The 16849-nt window shown below is 58.0% G+C and carries 18 protein-coding genes; 9 read left to right on the plus strand and 9 right to left on the minus strand.

What is annotated here, in order from left to right; translation table 11 throughout:
- Positions 1–11: 11 nt before the first annotated feature.
- The 3 genes from ACFCXQ_RS03335 (at position 12) to ACFCXQ_RS03345 (ending at position 3704) form a co-directional block, all read left to right on the plus strand.
- Positions 12–1529 carry a fumarate hydratase gene (locus ACFCXQ_RS03335; RefSeq protein ID WP_379554524.1) on the plus strand — a complete coding sequence of 506 codons (1518 nt, stop codon included), beginning with the start codon at positions 12–14 and terminating at the stop codon, positions 1527–1529.
- 157 nt (positions 1530–1686) lie between these two features.
- Complete coding sequence (locus tag ACFCXQ_RS03340) at positions 1687–2958, plus strand: sensor histidine kinase (RefSeq protein ID WP_379553073.1); 1272 nt, start codon at positions 1687–1689, stop codon at positions 2956–2958.
- Between the two features lie 8 nt (positions 2959–2966).
- Complete coding sequence (locus ACFCXQ_RS03345; protein ID WP_379553075.1) at positions 2967–3704, plus strand: LytR/AlgR family response regulator transcription factor; 738 nt, start codon at positions 2967–2969, stop codon at positions 3702–3704.
- Between the two features lie 198 nt (positions 3705–3902).
- Here the strand turns inward: ACFCXQ_RS03345 and ACFCXQ_RS03350 are convergent, their stop codons facing one another.
- Entirely contained in the window at positions 3903–4208 is a 306-nt protein-coding gene (locus ACFCXQ_RS03350) for a UrcA family protein (RefSeq protein ID WP_379553077.1), read from the minus strand.
- 409 nt (positions 4209–4617) lie between these two features.
- On the opposite strand from ACFCXQ_RS03350, the gene ACFCXQ_RS03355 reads away from it, so the two are divergent.
- Positions 4618–5373 carry a metallophosphoesterase family protein gene (locus tag ACFCXQ_RS03355; protein ID WP_379553079.1) on the plus strand — a complete coding sequence of 252 codons (756 nt, stop codon included), beginning with the start codon at positions 4618–4620 and terminating at the stop codon, positions 5371–5373.
- 211 nt (positions 5374–5584) lie between these two features.
- On the plus strand, positions 5585–5776 hold the full coding sequence (locus ACFCXQ_RS03360) for a hypothetical protein (RefSeq protein ID WP_379553081.1): 192 nt from the start codon (positions 5585–5587) through the stop codon (positions 5774–5776).
- 79 nt (positions 5777–5855) lie between these two features.
- On the opposite strand, the gene rpsI is transcribed toward ACFCXQ_RS03360, so the two are convergent.
- The 5 genes from rpsI to ACFCXQ_RS03385 all read right to left on the minus strand — a co-directional run bounded on the left by rpsI (position 5856) and on the right by ACFCXQ_RS03385 (position 9189).
- A complete protein-coding gene (gene rpsI / locus ACFCXQ_RS03365; protein ID WP_379553083.1) occupies positions 5856–6470 on the minus strand; it encodes a 30S ribosomal protein S9 in 615 nt (204 codons plus the stop codon).
- Positions 6470–6949 (minus strand): 50S ribosomal protein L13, encoded by a 480-nt coding sequence (gene rplM / locus ACFCXQ_RS03370; RefSeq protein ID WP_379553085.1) that lies wholly within the window; start codon positions 6947–6949, stop codon positions 6470–6472. Before rplM ends, rpsI begins: the two co-directional genes overlap by 1 nt.
- Before the next feature lie 202 nt (positions 6950–7151).
- Entirely contained in the window at positions 7152–7880 is a 729-nt protein-coding gene (locus ACFCXQ_RS03375; RefSeq protein WP_379553087.1) for a hypothetical protein, read from the minus strand.
- Between the two features lie 2 nt (positions 7881–7882).
- Complete coding sequence (cutA, locus tag ACFCXQ_RS03380; protein WP_379553089.1) at positions 7883–8230, minus strand: divalent-cation tolerance protein CutA; 348 nt, start codon at positions 8228–8230, stop codon at positions 7883–7885.
- Positions 8227–9189 (minus strand): COX15/CtaA family protein, encoded by a 963-nt coding sequence (locus ACFCXQ_RS03385; protein WP_379554526.1) that lies wholly within the window; start codon positions 9187–9189, stop codon positions 8227–8229. The genes cutA and ACFCXQ_RS03385 overlap by 4 nt, the downstream gene beginning before the upstream one ends.
- A 295-nt stretch (positions 9190–9484) precedes the next feature.
- Here ACFCXQ_RS03385 and ACFCXQ_RS03390 point away from each other — a divergent pair, with 295 nt between their 5' ends.
- The 4 genes from ACFCXQ_RS03390 (at position 9485) to ACFCXQ_RS03405 (ending at position 12061) form a co-directional block, all read left to right on the plus strand.
- Positions 9485–9883: a MerC domain-containing protein gene (locus ACFCXQ_RS03390; protein WP_379553091.1), complete on the plus strand. Its 399-nt coding sequence runs from the start codon at positions 9485–9487 to the stop codon at positions 9881–9883.
- Positions 9884–9932: 49 nt separating this feature from the next.
- Positions 9933–10925, plus strand: coding sequence for a sulfur carrier protein ThiS (gene thiS, locus ACFCXQ_RS03395; protein ID WP_379553093.1), 993 nt, complete (start codon positions 9933–9935; stop codon positions 10923–10925).
- Between the two features lie 187 nt (positions 10926–11112).
- Positions 11113–11640, plus strand: a complete 528-nt coding sequence (locus ACFCXQ_RS03400) for a hypothetical protein (RefSeq protein ID WP_379553095.1) — start codon at positions 11113–11115, stop codon at positions 11638–11640.
- A 70-nt stretch (positions 11641–11710) separates the two neighbouring features.
- On the plus strand, positions 11711–12061 hold the full coding sequence (locus ACFCXQ_RS03405; RefSeq protein WP_379553097.1) for a DUF6678 family protein: 351 nt from the start codon (positions 11711–11713) through the stop codon (positions 12059–12061).
- Positions 12062–12099: 38 nt separating this feature from the next.
- On the opposite strand, the gene ACFCXQ_RS03410 is transcribed toward ACFCXQ_RS03405, so the two are convergent.
- From ACFCXQ_RS03410 to ACFCXQ_RS03420, 3 genes are all read right to left on the minus strand, one after another.
- On the minus strand, positions 12100–13905 hold the full coding sequence (locus ACFCXQ_RS03410; RefSeq protein ID WP_379554528.1) for an AMP-dependent synthetase/ligase: 1806 nt from the start codon (positions 13903–13905) through the stop codon (positions 12100–12102).
- 116 nt (positions 13906–14021) lie between these two features.
- Positions 14022–15734, minus strand: a complete 1713-nt coding sequence (ggt, locus tag ACFCXQ_RS03415) for a gamma-glutamyltransferase (protein ID WP_379553099.1) — start codon at positions 15732–15734, stop codon at positions 14022–14024.
- An 11-nt stretch (positions 15735–15745) separates the two neighbouring features.
- A complete protein-coding gene (locus tag ACFCXQ_RS03420) occupies positions 15746–16774 on the minus strand; it encodes a quinone-dependent dihydroorotate dehydrogenase (RefSeq protein ID WP_379554530.1) in 1029 nt (342 codons plus the stop codon).
- Positions 16775–16849: the final 75 nt, after the last annotated feature.

Genomic DNA, 16849 nt, shown 5'->3' on the forward strand with positions numbered 1-16849 from the left:
CGATGAGCGACATGGTGATTATAGATGAAGTTGATCTGATTGAGAGTGTGGCCGACGCTCTGCAATACATCTCTTACTATCACCCGATGGATTATATCCGCGCTTTGGGTGAGGCCTATGAGGCCGAGCAAGGCCCAGCGGCCAAAGATGCGATTGCGCAGATCCTCACTAACTCGCGCATGTGCGCCGAGGGGCACCGCCCGATTTGCCAAGATACTGGCATCGTCAACGTGTTTGTGAAGTGGGGTCAGAATTGCCGCCTCGCCTCCAAAATGAGCCTGCAAGATGTCGTCGATGAGGGTGTGCGCCGCGCTTACAATCACTCGGAAAACAAGCTGCGCGCCTCAATCCTTGCCGATCCTGCATTCACCCGCCGCAACACCCGCGACAATACGCCATGTGTGCTATCCGTAGAGATGGTTCCGGGTGACACAGTCGAGATTGACGTCGCGGCCAAAGGGGGCGGCAGCGAAAATAAGTCCAAGTTCAAAATGATGAACCCATCCGACAATATAGTCGATTGGGTCGTTGAGCAGATCCCCAGCATGGGCGCCGGCTGGTGCCCGCCGGGCATGCTGGGCATTGGCATTGGCGGCACGGCGGAGCATTGCGTGAAGCTCGCCAAGCAAAGCCTGATGGACCCGATTGATATGGGTCAGCTGAAGAAACGCGGCGCGAAGACCGATATTGAGCAGCTGCGGATTGATATCTTTGATGCGGTCAACGCAATGGGTGTCGGTGCTCAAGGGCTGGGCGGCCTTTCGACAGTCTTGGACGTGAAAATCTATGACGCGCCCTGCCATGCCGCAGGCAAGCCGGTCGCGATGATCCCGAATTGCGCCGCGACGCGCCACGCGCATTTCACACTGGACGGCAGCGGGCCAAGCTATCTCGAGCAGCCTGATCTGGACCAATGGCCCAAGGTCAATTGGCAGCCTGATGATAGCGCCAAGCGGGTAAATCTCGACGCGCTGACACCCGAGGAAGTCGCGAGCTGGGAGCATGGCGACCGCCTGCTGCTCTCGGGCAAGATGCTGACCGGGCGTGATGCCGCGCATAAGCGGATCAAGGACATGCTCGCGAAGGGCGAGGAACTGCCGGTCGATTTTAAGGGCCGCGCGATTTACTATGTTGGCCCGGTCGACCCGGTGATGGGCGAAGTGGTGGGCCCCGCTGGCCCAACCACCGCGACGCGGATGGACAAATTTACCGAAACCATGCTCGATCTGGGCCTGCTAGCGATGATTGGCAAGGCGGAGCGCGGTCATGATGCGGTTGAGGTCATCAGCCGGTTCAAAGTCGCCTATCTGATGGCAACGGGCGGTGCGGCCTACCTCGTCTCGCGCGCCATCAAAGAGGCAAAAGTGGTGGCCTTTGAAGAGCTGGGCATGGAGGCGATTTACGAGTTTACGGTCGAGAATATGCCGGTGACCGTCGCCGTCGATGCTGAGGGCAACAATGTGCACACGCTGGCGCCCGCGCGCTGGCGCGCAAAAATTGCCAAGGAAGGCCTGCTTGAGACCGGCTGACCTACGCCGACCCGCGCTGGATAAATGCCCACTGTTTCAGCCGGGTAAGCTATGATCACCGACAAATAGCCATCGACTAACGACTGAGACTTTTCGATAGCGGCTCTGGTCTTTCATACGCCGCTCAGGCACTGCTTGGCTTATTGTGTCTATTGAAATGCAAAATATCGTTTCTGATCAGGATGAACCCGTGCGCCTCACTGCGCGTGTGGTGGTTCTCTCGATTGTTGGTCTGTGGCTTTGCTATTTTGTGCTGATCACTGTGCGTGGCAGCATCGTCGGGCTCGACATGCAGACGGAGATGCTCTGGCGGCGGGCGATTGTTGCTGTTGCGGGGATCGTGATTACCTGCGGCTTGTGGCAAGTCATTCGCTTGATCGAGAACCGCGGTATGCTGGCCAAGGTCATGGTGGTGCTTATCGCATCGCTCCCAGCGGCCTTGCTGATCGCGCAAATCAATCACACCATGTTCGCGCCTTTGGAAGAGAAGTTTATGCGCGAGGCCGGCGAGAAGCAGGGGGCCAATGTTTACCGCGATGAAGCAGGCAATCTGCTGATTGATGTCCCGGCATGGCAGGCGCGTGAATTTCCTGAGTCTGATGAGCAAGAAGCAGAAGGCGCCGGAGATGCCGATCGGCCGCAGACGCCGAGCGCTACTTTTGTTTTGGCGCCAGCGTCGGATGGTTTTGATCACTGGCGTCAAGTCACTGACATTGCTTTGGGCAGGTATTTCCTGCTTCTCGCATGGGCCTCGCTCTATCTGGCAATGGTTGCCGGTGCAGAGGCACGAGATGCGCAGCGGCGCGGGGAGCGTTTTCGCTCAGCAGCCAAAGCGGCGGAGCTGCGATCGCTGCGCTATCAGGTTAATCCGCATTTTCTGTTCAATGCGTTGAACTCGCTTTCCGCCTTGGTGATGACCGGCAAGGAAGAGCGTGCTGAGGAGATGATCCAGACGATCTCGCGCTTTTACCGGCATAGCTTGGCCGATGATCCCACTGGTGATGTCAGCCTCGACGATGAGATCGATCTGCAGGAGCATTATCTCGAAATCGAATCGGTTCGCTTCCCGGAGCGTTTGCGCGTGACGATCGCTTGCCCGCGCGAGCTGGGCGGATATCAGGTGCCGGGTATGATTCTTCAGCCATTGGTTGAAAACTCCGTCAAATATGGCGTGTCTGCCAGCACCGAGCCGGTGACCATCACCATTGCGGCGCGCGAGGAATATGGCCGCTTGGTGCTGACTGTGTCTGATGATGGGCCTGGCGGCAAGGCGGGGTCAGACACACCCAATGGCGGCTTTGGCATTGGGCTGGCCAATGTGCGCGACCGTTTGATAGCTCGTTTTGGCAAGGAGGCCAGCATCACTTCGGGCCCAATATTGGATGGCTATGAAACCGAATTGCGACTGCCCATGGTGAAGCATGGTTGAGGGAAATCATGGCTGAAGAAAATGACGAGCGCCTGCGCACTCTGATTGTCGATGATGAGCCGCTTGCTGTCGAGCGGATGCAAGTCATTTGCGCAAAGATGGACGATCTTGCGGTGGTCGGCACAGCCAGCGACGGTGCGGCAGCCTTGCGGCTGGCAGACGCGCTCTCGCCCGATCTCATGCTGCTCGATATGACAATGCCGGAAACGGATGGTTTGTCTGTGGCCAAGGCGCTCGCAAAAAAGCCTAACCCGCCTGCTGTGATCTTTGTTACTGCGCACGACAGCTATGCAGTCGATGCGTTTGATCTCGATGCGGTGGATTATGTGCTCAAGCCGGTAAAGTCTGACCGGCTCGAGCGTGCGATCAAGCGCGCTCTTGGCCGGCGCGACGGCGAAGGGCGCCAGACTAGCGAATGGCTTGATGAGCTTTGGATTCCGCATCGCTCAGAGCTTATCCGGATTGAAACTGCTCAGATTGGGCGGATTGATGCCGAGCGGGACTATGTGCGCCTGCATGTGGAAGACCGGTCTTATCTGCTGCTTCAAACCATTGCCGGGCTGGAACAGCGCTTAGATCCAGCGCAATTCATCCGCATTCACCGTTCCACCATTTTGCGCAAAGACCGGATCAAGGGCCTGCGTCATGACGGGCTGGGTGTGTGGTCAGCGGAAATGGATGATGGTGAGGCTCTGCGGATTGGCCGGACCTATCTGCCCAAAGTGAAGGCGATGGCCGGGCGGTAGGGATTTGTTTCCCGCAGCACCTGACGTGCTGCGTTATCCTCGCGGCGAGCGGACGAGTCCGCGCTGGCCAATAGGCCGCCTCTCGGAGTCATGAGCGAAGCGAATTGCCGCGAGAGAAAACAAACTAAAGCAAACAAGAATGTGCCCCGGCCGGGGGACTGCGTCCGGCCGAGGCACAGAATGGGCCGTCGCTGGGGATCAGCCGCCCAAACGCTCACGTTCAATAACGGATGCGAATTGCTTCATGGCCTGCGCTTTGGCATTCTTGACACAGCGTTCACCCGAGAGTGATTTCAAGCGAGTGCCGGTGCGGACCGTTTGAACGCCGCAAACTTCGCGTGCCGCCTTCTCAATGCGATTTTCAAGGCGGGCGATACCGGCTTCACTGCCGAGATTGAGATCTGAATATTGGATATCCATTGTTTGCTGATCGCCGCCAGCAAGTGCGGGGGATGCGGTGATGGCTAGGCTCGCTGCAGCGAGTGCAATAATAGGGGTCTTCATGGTAATTCCTCCTCAGTTGCAGGCGGGTCCATGCTCGAATTGCTTCGAGAAGTTTGGGGGACTTGGGGGTTGTGAAAGAACCCGTCCTGCCTGAGCAGTAATGGCCCAGAGGCGTATTGCTTGCATCAGACACTCGACCGGCGTGACGGAATTTGGACCGATTACGGGCCAGGTCCGACGAACGACTGTTTCGGGCCGACCGGCGATTACGCAATAATGCAATAATGCGCGCGAGCGACATAAGGCGCCCTCTTTACTGGCCGATCGGCTGTTCTGCGCGCGCCGCAAGGCGTTTGTTGGGGCGGTTGGTCGAGCGAGATAGCCGATTCGGGCGGCTGGCACCGGCTTTAGCGAGTCGCCGCAACTTAAGGCATGGCGGCCTGCTACATATGTTTGCTAAGGGCGGGTTATGACGGGCAAGGTGATCTACCATCTCAGTGATGTGCATTGGGGCAATGAGGATAGCGCAGCGCTTGATTGGGTGCGTTCAGAGGTTGAGCGTGAACGCCCTGATGCTTTGCTGATCACTGGCGATTTGACGATGCGTGCGCGGCCTCATGAATTTGCCGCAGCGCTTAAATGGATCAATGCGCTTCCCGCACCCGTCGCCGTGTCTGTCGGCAATCATGATTTGCCCGGCTATCATTTGCCATTGCGGTACCTTGATCCCTATCGGCGCTTTGCGCGTTTTGAGGAGGCGGTTTGCAACAAGCCTGACTGGCCTGACCTTGCGATCATCCCTTTGAACACCTCTCCGCCTGCGCAATGGCGGCTCAACTGGTCCAAGGGCCATGTGAGCGAGCAATCACTTGCTAATTGCCTTGCGCAAATTGATGCACTTCCGGAAGCAACGGGCGTGCTCGTTGCTTCACATCATCCCTTGCGCGAAAGTGGCACCCAAGGAACCGCGTTGACGCGCGGCGGGAGCGAGGCTTTGCAGCAATTGGCGAGGCGCAAGATTGCAGGTGTGCTGAGCGGCCATGTGCATGATCCGTTCGACATTATGGAAGAAACGCTAAACGGTCCGGTTCGCATGGTGGGTGCAGGCACTTTGTCGGAAAGGCTGCGCTCAACCCCGCCCGGCTTCAATGTGCTGAAATGGGAAGATGGCGCGCTTGATGTGTCCGCTCGGACATTCCTTTCGCCGGAGAATTTGGCGGTTTAACTGTTCTGGTTAGAGCGTGCTTAATACCAGCTCCATGACGTCTCCAGGCGCATGGGGGGCGCGGCTTGGCAGTGCTTCAAGCTCTTTTCATCACGTCAAATTAACCTTTTCTCAAAACCCATTCGGCAAAGCACTTTTGGTCAACAACTGTTTAACGCGCGTCCAATATCGTGCGCGCACAAGCAAACCATGGGGGGCCTTGGGAAACGAGATGTTCAAAGCGATTTTTCTTGGCGCGCTTTTGACTGCGGTCTTGTCTTTAGTGATTGGGTCTCAGGGAACAAGCGCAGGCTATGCCGCGATCCACCAGGTTAGTCTGGAAGGCCATAAGGCTTATTGGTCTTGGCCGATTTTCTTCTTCACCACTGGGATTTGGTGGAGCCTGACAATTCTTCAGCGTTAAGCTTCTACACAGCATATATAAAAAGGGCGGCTCCGAGAGGAACCGCCCTTTTTGTTTGGGTACCAGCGAGAACGCGAAATTAGCGTTTCGAGAACTGGAAGCTCCGGCGGGCTTTCGCGCGGCCATATTTCTTACGTTCCACAACCCGGCTATCGCGGGTGAGGAAGCCAGCGGCTTTCACGGTTGAGCGAAGCGCAGGCTCATATTTGGCTAGTGCTTGGCTGATGCCGTGCTTGACCGCGCCAGCTTGGCCAGAAAGGCCGCCGCCGCGAACGGTTGCGATCACATCATACTGACCTTCACGATCAGTAATGGCGAACGGCTGATTGATGATCAGGCGCAGCGTTGGACGTGCAAAATACACTTCCTGCTCCTTACCATTGATCACGACCTTGCCTTTGCCTGGCTTGATCCAAACGCGGGCGGTCGCATCTTTCCGGCGACCGGTTGCATATGCACGGCCTTGCGCGTCGAGCTCTTGCTCGCGCAGAGGAACTTCAGCCTTGGCCGCGATTTCAGCAGCGTCACCTTCAGGCGCATCACCAGCGATATCTTTAAGATCTGCGAGATCAGATACGGTTTCGGTCGCCTCAGGAGCAGCCGCGGTTTCGGTTTCAGCCTTAACTTCTTCAGCCACTGCTTCAGGAGCTGCGGTTTCCTCAACCTTGGCTTCGGTGTCTTTCTTGTCAGCCATTAGCCGGTCACCTTATTCTTGCGATTCATTGAGGCAACATCGAGCACTTCAACGGGCTGGCCGTCATGTGGGTGCTCTGTGCCATTATAAAGATGCAGCGCGCGCATCTGGTCGCGGCCCAATGGCCCGCGCGGGATCATGCGCTGAACAGCTTTTTCAAGCACACGCTCAGGGAAACGGCCTTCGAGAACTTTCGCAGGTGTGGTTTCCTTGATGCCGCCGGGGTGACCGGTGTGCTTGTAATAGATCTTATTGCTCATCTTGCGGCCGGTGAATTTCACCTTGTCCGCATTGATAACAATGACATGATCGCCGCAATCAACATGCGGTGTGTAGCTCGGCTTGTGCTTGCCGCGTAGGATATTGGCGATGATTGATGCAACCCGGCCAACGACCAGATCTTCTGCATCAATCAAATGCCATTTCTTTTCGACTTCAGCGGGCTTGGCCGACTGCGTCGTCTTTGTGAGCGCCTTCATGGGGAAATTTCCATGCTTGTGTTTCGTACGCATCGCCGGCCAAAGCCAGCGATTGCTTGCGGTACACCTATGCAGGTGGCCGCGCGGAAGCGGCCCAATGGCGTTTTAGGCCTTCCAAGTCAAGCAAATCTGCGGGTTTCACAGGAGGTAAAATAATACCGCGTCGAATTTACGGCTGGTTAGCTCCTCACAGGTCTGGGCTTCAGCCTGCCGTCAACGACCAGCTCTCGCTTGAAAACCGCTCACTATCGGCCACGCGCGTCACGATATCGCGCTTGTGACTTTTGAGAACCCCAGTCTCTGCCTCGGCCTCTGCACTAATAGTAAGCTCAAAGCTGCCCGATCCGCCTCCCGGCAATTCAATCGCGCGGCTTTCTCGGTGCGTGCCTGGATTTGGGAAAAACAGATCTTGCGGCGCCTTGCTAATCAATGTGCTTCCGGCAGCCTGCAGATCTCGCAAGAAGCTCGCCGCGTTGGCTCGCTGGCGCGCGTCATCTTTCTTTTCCACCATCAGCAGCGCTTCATCGACCGCCCTCGCCACGGCATTGGGTGATTGGGTGGGCTGATAATCGAGAAGCCTGCCGGACTGGTCGAGCTGGGCGGGGAATGGACCTGCATCGACGCGGCCTTCCTCAATTTCTGCGAGGGCTGCCAGCTTTTCTGGAGCATCAACCGACACGCCCATTTGCTGTCCGAGAACTTCAAAGCCCGATGAGCCGGTGCGAAACTCGCATTGCCAGCGGCGCGTCACAATAATGGCTTTGCCATCAGGCAAGGCTCGGACCAGTTTGCGCTCGAGCACACGTCTGCCTTGAGGCGCGGTGACAAGCTTTGCTGTGCGCGCGGACAGTGGAGCCGCTCCCAACACCAGCGATGGCGCTATGGCTAAAGCGCCCAGCACGCGCATCGCCTCGCGACGATCAGGCCGCATTGTTATCCTCCCCCACGAACCATTTCGGTCTCTGCATTGATCCAATCCAATGTGCCCTTGCTGGCGTGTACAGTCCAGCCCGTAATCGCAGGTGTCTCATAAGGGTGAAGAGTGTGGAGCCGCTCCATCGCTGCCTCAAGCTTAATCGCACTTGTCTTAAGTAAAGCTCCGCATTCATCACTTTGTTCCATGGTGCCGCCCCACACAAACACAGACCGCATGTCGGGCATGAGGTTGCCGCATGCGATAAATCGCTCTGCAATCAGTGTGTTAAGCGCCAGCTCGGCTTGTTCTAAGCTGGGAAACGGACACCAAATCAGCGCTGCTTTATGGGCCTCATCGCTGTTCATCTGGGCCGCCCCAATTCGTGCGCGCCCCAGCTTGTGGCCATTACCAGCAATGCGCCGACGAATTGGTGCGCGACGCCAAGCCAAAGCGCAACGCCGGTCATCACTGTGGCGATTCCCAAAATGATCTGAACGCCAAATGCGGAATGAATGGCGATGGAGGCTGGCCGCGAGATTGGCCGCAGCTGACGTGCCATCACCACCAATGCGGCGACCGCCACCCATGCCCACCAGCGATGCAGCCAATGCAGGAAGAAGGGGTCATGGGTCATCGCCCAGAACATACCTTTGCTGGCATCAAACTCGGGAATAAAGCGCCCCTGCATCAGCGGCCATGTGTCCGACGCCAGCCCAGCATTGAGCCCGGCAACCCATGCCCCGAGCAGCAATTGGATGAAAAGAATAACGCCCGTCCATGCGGCTAGCCCGGTCAGCCGAGCAGGCGCGCTGCTTGGATCGCGCGCAAGCATTCGCATATCAAGCGCGGTCCATGTAAGCAGCGTGAGCGTGATCAGCGCAGTCATCAAATGCAGTGAGAGTTTGAAATGGCTGACATCAGTCATCGTACCGGTCAGGCCTGACTGCACCATCAGCCAGCCGAAAAAGCCTTGCAATCCGCCGAGTGCCAGCAAAGCGACCAGTCGGGGCTTGAAGCCAGCCGGGATCATGCCCTTGACCCAGAACCACACAAGCGGGACCGCATAAACCACGCCGACCAGCCGCGCGAGCAGCCGGTGAAACCACTCCCAGAAATAGATAAATTTGAAATCCGCGAGCGTCATGCCCGCTGGTCCAGCCTCATAGATGTATTCGGGCGTCGCGCGATATTCGGCAAATTCGGCGAGCCAGGCCTCTTCATTTAAGGGCGGCAGAACGCCCGTGATTGGTTGCCATTGGGTGATCGAAAGCCCGCTCTCGGTAAGCCGCGTAATCCCGCCGACCGCGACAATCACCAGCACCATGCCCGCAACGCACCACAGCCATATGGCTAATGCGGCGGGATTCGCGTGCGACGCAAGATCGCGATTGTCAGGCTCCGAACCGACAGAAACGGGCGGGCTTAGGGGCGTGGATTCGTGGGCCATTAGGGTGCATGTGTATTTAGTGTGTCATCCGGGCAAGTGCAAAAGCAGCAATAGCTTTCGCAAGATGGCGCAATTGATGCTGCCAGACCAAAGAAGCCAAGCGACAGCCAAATTCTTACTGCCAGTTTTACCTTGCAGGATGATACATCGTAACATACATGGCTCAACAGTCATGAAAAATGCGCCCTCAACCTCGATTCAAAACCGGTTCGATCACGCTGGGATTGCCGTGTCGGGCCTGTGCGCGCTGCATTGTCTGGCGAGCATCATGCTCGTGCCGACATTGGGCATTGGCGGGCAGTTCTTTTTCGCGTCCGAATTTCACGGTGTCGCTTTGGTGCTGGCAATAGTGATCGCAGCCATCACGATCGGCTGGGGCGCGTTCAAACACCGCCTCGCTGCGCCAATTGTGATTGCGCTGACCGGTCTCTGTTTTATGGTCGGCGCGTTGTTAGTCCCGCATGGCAGCAAAGAGGTAGCGCTGACTTTGATCGGTGTCGGCCTCGTCACATTGGGCCATGTGCTCAACCTGCGCACACGCAAGCCTGCTTCTGCATCTACCGGCATATAAGAGCATCAGCTCTTGCCTGATTGGCGCATCTGACTAGATGAACGGGACTATGACTGGTCCTAAAACCCTTACCATAAATGGCGAGAGCCGCCGCACCTCCGCCGCGACGATTGCCGCGCTTGTGACCGAGCTTGAGCTGAACCCGGAGAAAGTCGCCGTTGAGCATAACGGCGTAATTGCCCCTCGCAGCACGCTTGGCGCGCAGGCGGTGTCGGATGGCGATGTGCTGGAGATCGTCCACTTTGTCGGCGGCGGCGATACCGCGCCTGCATCGGACGACACGTGGAGCGTTGCCGGCCGCACTTTCACATCGCGGCTGATCGTGGGCACCGGCAAATATAAGGACTTTGCGGAAAACGCCGCGGCACTCGAAGCAAGCGGCGCGGAAATCGTCACGGTCGCTGTGCGCCGGGTCAATGTGAGCGATCCGAAGGCGCCCATGCTGACCGACTTCATCGATCCAAAGAAGGTCACATACCTGCCCAATACGGCGGGCTGTTTTACCGCTGATGACGCGATCCGCACACTGCGGCTGGCGCGCGAGGCGGGCGGCTGGGACCTAGTCAAGCTTGAGGTGCTGGGCGAAGCGCGCACGCTTTACCCGGATATGCGCGAGACGCTGAAAGCGACCGAAGTGCTCGCGAAAGAGGGCTTTCATCCCATGGTTTACTGCGTGGATGATCCCATCGCGGCCAAGCAATTGGAAGAGGCGGGCGCAGTCGCCATCATGCCGCTAGGCGCGCCGATTGGCTCGGGGCTCGGCATTCAAAATCAGGTGACGATCCGGCTGATTGTTGAGGGCGCAAGCGTGCCTGTGCTGGTCGATGCTGGCGTTGGCACGGCAAGCGATGCGGCGGTCGGTATGGAGCTTGGCTGCGATGGTATCCTTATGAATACCGCAATTGCGGAGGCGCAGGATCCTATCCGCATGGCCCACGCGATGAAGCTGGCGGTGGAGGCTGGCCGCGATGCGTATTTGGCTGGTCGCATGGGCAGGCGCAAATATGCTGACCCGAGCAGTCCTTTGGCGGGGCTTATTTGATATGGTGCGCTCAGAACGTCCGTTCTGAGCTTGCCTAGCCACCCACGCCCTCCACCCTTCCACCCGGATTATCTCCCGGTAGGTTCCGGGTGGAAGGGTGGAGGGCGTGGGTGGCTAGGTCACATAACAAACACCTCTTATTAACCATATTGCGCGACAGTCTCCTCACAACAGGGGAGCCTATCTGATGGCCTTAGCCGGTACTGCGTCTGTCACCATCGCCGAAATGCGCGAGTTTGCGGGATTTTCCGCCGCCGAGCAGCGGTATATCCGCCGCAGTCTCGACATTGGCCTGGGCCGCTCCGACGCATTTAAACTCTGGGCGCGCAATGAGGGCGAAAGCGCCGCGATCCGGCGTCAGTATGTCGCCTATCAAGACCTCAAGATTCTACGCGATGCCATTCCTTCAGAAGATGGTCTCGATGGCGTCGAGAGCTTCGTCGGCAAGCTCACCCGCATTGCTGCCTTTGATTTGGCACAGGAGCGGATCGATTGCTTTTCATCGTTTCGGTTTTTGTACGAGCGTCTGCTGGGTGCTGATGTGCGCCCGTGGCTGCCGAGCGCATTTTGTGCCGCCGCTGCATTGCCGCAGATCAAGCCCGAACGCCGCAAGCTCTTGCTTCAGTCACTGAGCGAAGCGGCTGCCACCGCGCCGGGCTGGTCCGCGCGCGAACCAGCCTTTTATCCTGAGTTTATCGAGGAAGTTGCCGCTTGAGGACCCAAGCCTTTCAGCTGGTTGCTAGCTAAGATTGCCAGGTCGATAGTATGCTGTCATTCTTGAGGTAATGATGCAGCTTGATCATAAGAAAGAGGGCAAACTTGCGCGGGAGAATTTCCGCTCCGCTTTCATGAGCGATACTAAGTGGAGGAAACTTTTCAATGCCATTGAAGGGCAGGACATTCAGCAAATGAACGTGAAGTTTATTGACGTGCCAGAACCACGCACAATGAATTTCCCGCCCTGGTTAGATTGTCACTACGCTTACATGGATTCAATTGAATTCGGGCCCGTCGAACTGCGTTCGATTGAGTGGCTCGAGCTCCCTATGGATATTGAGCCACTGGTATCTTCTCTCGGGAAATTCCCGCTAGAAAGAACAGAGACCGGGACCCGGATCATCGGCTACAAGGCCTAAAGCGCATTTCATTCTTGTCGGATCAGACAAAAACCAAACTAAACCTCACCCCGATACAGCCCATCAAGCCGCTCTTGATAGCGCTCGCGGATTTTGTGGCGGCGGATCTTCATGCTTGGCGTCATTTCCTCATTCTCAATTGAGAACGCTTCGTCTGCAAAGGTGAACTGGCGCACTTTCTCTATCACGGAGAGATCGGCATTCACCCGGTCAATCGCTTTGCGGATCACGGCTTTGAATTCGGGTAGATTCTGCACGTCCTTACAATCGAATTTCTTGCCATTTTTCTGGCACCATTCCAGCTGCCATTCGGCATCAGGCACAATCAGCCCGACCACATAAGGCCGCTTGTCGCCGGTCACCATCGCCTGACCAATTTCGGGCTGCAGGGTGAGCATCCCCTCGACCTTTTGCGGGGCGATATTGTCACCCTTATCATTGACGATCATGTCTTTCTTGCGGTCGGTAATCACGATCCGCCCAGCGTCATCAACATGGCCGATATCGCCGGTGTGCAGCCAGCCATCTTTAATAGCGCGGTCAGTCTCAGCCTTGTTCTGCCAATAGCCATGCATGACCAGCTCGCCGCGGCACAGGATCTCGCCATCCTCAGCGATCTTGATGTCGACGCCGCGCAAGGGCGGGCCAACCGTATCCATCTTGATGCCAGCCTTGGGCCGGTTGCAGCTGATCACAGGCCCGGCTTCTGTCTGACCATAACCTTGCAGCATGGTGAGACCCATCGCCTCGAAGAATATGCCAACCTCTGGATTAAGCGGCGCGCCGCCAGAGACCATCGCTTTGATCCGCCCGCCAAACTTTGCGCGAATTTTGGGCTTGAGCAGACGTCCGGCGACAAAATCCTTGAACCCGTCGCCGAATTTCGACGCGCCATCCGCGCGGCGCTCCCCCACGCCGAGCGCTGCATCCATCAACCGGTTGGCAACGCGGCCTTGCTTGGAGATTTGCTTCATAATGCGCGTGCGCAGCACTTCGAACAGGCGCGGCACCACCACCATGATGGTCGGGCGTACTTCCTCGATATTGCTCGCGAGTTTTTCGAGGCCTTCCGAATAATAAATCTCTGCGCCCACTGCGATTGGGAGATATTGTCCGCCTGAATGCTCATAGGCATGGGATAGCGGGAGGAAGGACAAAAACCGCTCGTCCTTAATGCCGAAATCCTCAAGCAGAACTTCGGCTGCGCCCGCGACATTGCACAGGATTGCGCCGTGATGCTGCATGACGCCGCGCGGCGCGCCGCCTGTGCCCGAGGTATAGATGATACAGGCGGTAGAATCGCGGCCAATGGAGGCCATGCGCTCATTCACAGCTGTTCGTGCTGCTGCGGCATCACCGGCAACCAGATCGTCCCAGTGGTGATATTCAAAGCTGCCCGCTTGTTGGCGGTGCAGATCATCAATCCCGATGACATGCTCTGCCACACCGCTTGCCTGGATTGCGCCGTGGAGCGGGCCGAGCAGTTTTTCATTTGAAACGATCACTGCGCGCGCGCCCGAATTGTCGAGGATGTGCACGTGATCGCGTTCAGTGTTGGTGATGTAGGTCGGCACAGTGATGCAGCCTGCAGCCATGATCGCGAGGTCGGCCATGCACCATTCAGGCCGGTTTTCACTGACCAGTGCGACGCGGTCGCCAGCCACCAAGCCCATTTTGCGCAGAGATTGCGCGAGTAAGCACACGCGGTCCGACGCTTCTTGCCAGCTGATCGTTTGCCAGCTGCCGTCAATCTTGGCGCCCAGAAAAGGATCACCGGGCGTTGCATCGGCCCGCTTGAAGAACAATTCGACAAGGGTTTTTGCCTCGTCAATATCCGCTAAAATGTCTGGCACCGGTGCGCAGCCTCTCTTGTCCTGTTGTTATCAGGCCCCGTTATTCTCAGGTGCAGGTCTAAGCAGACCAAACACGGACGGCAAGCTTTGGCGTAATGGGCTGTGCCTCAGGGTACGATCAAACCTGTTGCGATGCGTGGGTCGCGGGCCGCATCCCAGCCATCTTCGGTGCGCAGGATCGCGCCCGCTTTCAAAGGTGCCTCGCGCACTATCAGCTCCTCATGACCAAGCGCTTTGAAGGCCTCTTGCGCCTCTTCCATCCACGTGCCCTTCTCAATCAATACGCGGTCGCCAAAGCCCATTATGAACGGCAGGGCGATGGCCTCTTCCGCAGACAGGCCGAAGTCGATCACGCCAATGATCCCGCGCGCGGTTTGCACCGGAATGGTCCCGCCGCCCGCTGCGCCAATGGCCAACACTGGCTTGCCCGACGGGTCGAACACCACGGTGGGCGCCATGGAGCTGCGCGGGCGTTTGCCCCCTTCGACGCGGTTGGCGACAAGCTTGCCATCACGCTCTGGGCTGCGGCTGAAATCGGTGAGTTCATTGTTGAGGTAGAACCCGCCCGCCATCAGGCCCGAACCAAATGGCCCCTCAATCGTGGAGGTGTAGCTGATGAGTGTGCCATCTGGCCCCGCGACGGAAAAATGTGAGGTGCCGCGCTCGGGCAGCTCATCGCCCAGCGCGCGCGCTTGCGGTGCGCCAGTAGGCGTGCCTGCCTTAACTTCTGATGCGCGGGCATCGGCGGAAATGAGCTCGCTACGCTGAGCCAGATAGTCCGGCGCGACCAGCCCCGCGACCGGCACAGTCACAAAGTCGGAATCGGCGAGATAAAGCCCGCGGTCAGCATAGGCCAGCCGCTGCGATTCGAGGAAGAGGTGCCATGTGACCGGATTCTCAGCGCCCAATTCGGCCAGATCAAACCGCTCCAGCTGCCCAAGCATCTGCATGACCGCAACACCGCCAGAGCTGGGTGGACCCATCCCGCAGACTTTGTAACCGCGATAGCTGCCGCAAACGGGCGGGCGTTCAAATGAGGTGTAGGAGCCGATGTCATACGTCGTCATCGCCCCTTCGCGCGGTGTGTCATCCGCGACGGTCTGAGCAATCTCGCCCGCCAATGCGCCATTATAGAACGCACTCGGGCCTTGGCTCGCTATCAATTCCAGCGTTTGCGCCAGCTGTTCATTGCGAACGAGAGTTCCCGCAGCCAGCGGCTCGCCCTCGCTATCATAAAACAGCGCTTTGCCGCTGGCGCTTTTTCCGACCCGCTCGGGCATACGCTCGAGAAAGCCGAACAAGCGGTTGTTGATTTTGTACCCACCCCGCGCGAGCGCGATGGCAGGCTCAAACAACTCCGCCCATTCCAGCTTACCATGCTGCTCATGTGCTTTGGCGGCCAATGCGATATTGCCGGGCACGCCGACGCTGAGCCCGCTCAGCACGCTCTCGCTTCGGGAAAGCGGAGTGCCGTCTTCTTGGAGGAACCATTCGGGTGTAGCGCCCCGCGGCGCAGTTTCGCGGCCGTCCAATGTCTGCACACTGCCATCAGCGCTCGCACGGACGTAAAAGCCGCCGCCGCCAATGCCTGAGCTTTGCGGCTCGACCACCGTCAGCGCGAGCATAACGGCAATCGCGGCGTCGGTCGCGCTGCCGCCGCGTCGGAGCATTTCCATGCCCGCTTCCTGCGCAAGCGGGTCGGCCGCAGTGACAGCGCCCGCAGATGCGATCGGGGTGATCTCTTCGGTTGCGGGTTGCGCGGTGGTGCAAGCCGGCAGAGCAGCGAGTGCGACAAGCGAGAGGAGGGTGCGTGTAATCATAAGTCTGCCTGCTATTCGCTTCCGATGGCCTCGGCAATGGATTGATAGCCTTCGCGTTTCACAAGCCGCTCCAGCCCGGTGGTTATCTGGCGCGGAAGGCCGGGCCCGCCATAGACCATGGCGCTATAAAGCTGGACGAGGCTAGCCCCTGCTTTAATTCGCTCCCACGCATCCTCAGCGCTGGCAATTCCGCCAACCCCGATAAGCGGGATGGCGCCGCCCGTTGCTTTGCGAAAATCGCGCAGGCGCTGTGTTGCGAGATCACGCAAGGGCGCGCCCGAGAGACCGCCTGCCTCGCCTGCATGATGTGACCTTAGCTTTGGCCGCGAAATCGTTGTGTTCGAGACGATCAGCGCGGCGAGGCCGCTATCCAGGGCAATGCGCGCGATCGCGTCAATATCGGCAGGCTCCAGATCAGGTGCGACCTTCAGGAAAACTGGCGGCCCCTTCTCCCCCCGCGCTTCGAATACAGCATCGAGCAGATCGGTTAGTGCGCTTTCATCTTGGAGTGCGCGTAGGCCCGGCGTGTTAGGGCTGGAAATATTGACCGCGAGATAGCTCGCCAAAGGTGCCATCACCCGCGTCATGGTCGCATAATCAGCGATCCGATCAGCAGCGTCTTTATTCGCGCCAATGTTAATGCCGACAATGCCCTTGCGCGCGGCGCGTGCTTGCAGCCGGTCAAGCGTTGCGGCCGCCCCGCCATTGTTAAACCCCATCCGATTGATGACGGCCTTATCTTCGACCAGACGGAAGAGGCGCGGCTTAGGATTGCCCGCTTGCGGTAGCGGGGTGATAGATCCGACCTCGGCAAAGCCAAAGCCCAGCCCCAATACTGCGTCTGGAACCTCGGCATCTTTATCGAAACCCGCCGCAAGGCCTAGTGGATTGGGAAAATCGAGGCCGGCCACGCTTACGGCCAATGCGCCAGAAGGTGGTGGGCTCTTGCTTGGCGATGCTCTCAAGGCCGCAATCGTCAACCGATGCGCGCGCTCAGAGTCGAGTGTGAAAATTGCGGGTCTTAATAATGAGTAGAGCATCGCGATTGAGGTTGTCCCGACCAGAGCATTGACAACGTAAGACAGGGCAGAAATCACGCTATCTGCCTGTTTCCT

Source organism: Qipengyuania rhodophyticola (assembly GCF_042493225.1).
Classification (GTDB): domain Bacteria; phylum Pseudomonadota; class Alphaproteobacteria; order Sphingomonadales; family Sphingomonadaceae; genus Erythrobacter.

Excerpts from the sequence above, each read along its gene's own strand:
- ACFCXQ_RS03335 (WP_379554524.1), top strand. The coding sequence starts at position 12 with ATGGTGATTATAGATGAAGTTGATCTGATTGAGAGTGTGGCCGACGCT.
- ACFCXQ_RS03340 (WP_379553073.1), top strand. The coding sequence starts at position 1,687 with ATGCAAAATATCGTTTCTGATCAGGATGAACCCGTGCGCCTCACTGCG.
- ACFCXQ_RS03345 (WP_379553075.1), top strand. The coding sequence starts at position 2,967 with ATGGCTGAAGAAAATGACGAGCGCCTGCGCACTCTGATTGTCGATGAT.
- ACFCXQ_RS03350 (WP_379553077.1), bottom strand. The coding sequence starts at position 4,208 with ATGAAGACCCCTATTATTGCACTCGCTGCAGCGAGCCTAGCCATCACC.
- ACFCXQ_RS03355 (WP_379553079.1), top strand. The coding sequence starts at position 4,618 with ATGACGGGCAAGGTGATCTACCATCTCAGTGATGTGCATTGGGGCAAT.
- ACFCXQ_RS03360 (WP_379553081.1), top strand. The coding sequence starts at position 5,585 with ATGTTCAAAGCGATTTTTCTTGGCGCGCTTTTGACTGCGGTCTTGTCT.
- rpsI (WP_379553083.1), bottom strand. The coding sequence starts at position 6,470 with ATGGCTGACAAGAAAGACACCGAAGCCAAGGTTGAGGAAACCGCAGCT.
- rplM (WP_379553085.1), bottom strand. The coding sequence starts at position 6,949 with ATGAAGGCGCTCACAAAGACGACGCAGTCGGCCAAGCCCGCTGAAGTC.
- ACFCXQ_RS03375 (WP_379553087.1), bottom strand. The coding sequence starts at position 7,880 with ATGCGGCCTGATCGTCGCGAGGCGATGCGCGTGCTGGGCGCTTTAGCC.
- cutA (WP_379553089.1), bottom strand. The coding sequence starts at position 8,230 with ATGAACAGCGATGAGGCCCATAAAGCAGCGCTGATTTGGTGTCCGTTT.
- ACFCXQ_RS03385 (WP_379554526.1), bottom strand. The coding sequence starts at position 9,189 with ATGGTGCTGGTGATTGTCGCGGTCGGCGGGATTACGCGGCTTACCGAG.
- ACFCXQ_RS03390 (WP_379553091.1), top strand. The coding sequence starts at position 9,485 with ATGAAAAATGCGCCCTCAACCTCGATTCAAAACCGGTTCGATCACGCT.
- thiS (WP_379553093.1), top strand. The coding sequence starts at position 9,933 with ATGACTGGTCCTAAAACCCTTACCATAAATGGCGAGAGCCGCCGCACC.
- ACFCXQ_RS03400 (WP_379553095.1), top strand. The coding sequence starts at position 11,113 with ATGGCCTTAGCCGGTACTGCGTCTGTCACCATCGCCGAAATGCGCGAG.
- ACFCXQ_RS03405 (WP_379553097.1), top strand. The coding sequence starts at position 11,711 with ATGATGCAGCTTGATCATAAGAAAGAGGGCAAACTTGCGCGGGAGAAT.
- ggt (WP_379553099.1), bottom strand. The coding sequence starts at position 15,734 with ATGATTACACGCACCCTCCTCTCGCTTGTCGCACTCGCTGCTCTGCCG.
- ACFCXQ_RS03420 (WP_379554530.1), bottom strand. The coding sequence starts at position 16,774 with ATGCTCTACTCATTATTAAGACCCGCAATTTTCACACTCGACTCTGAG.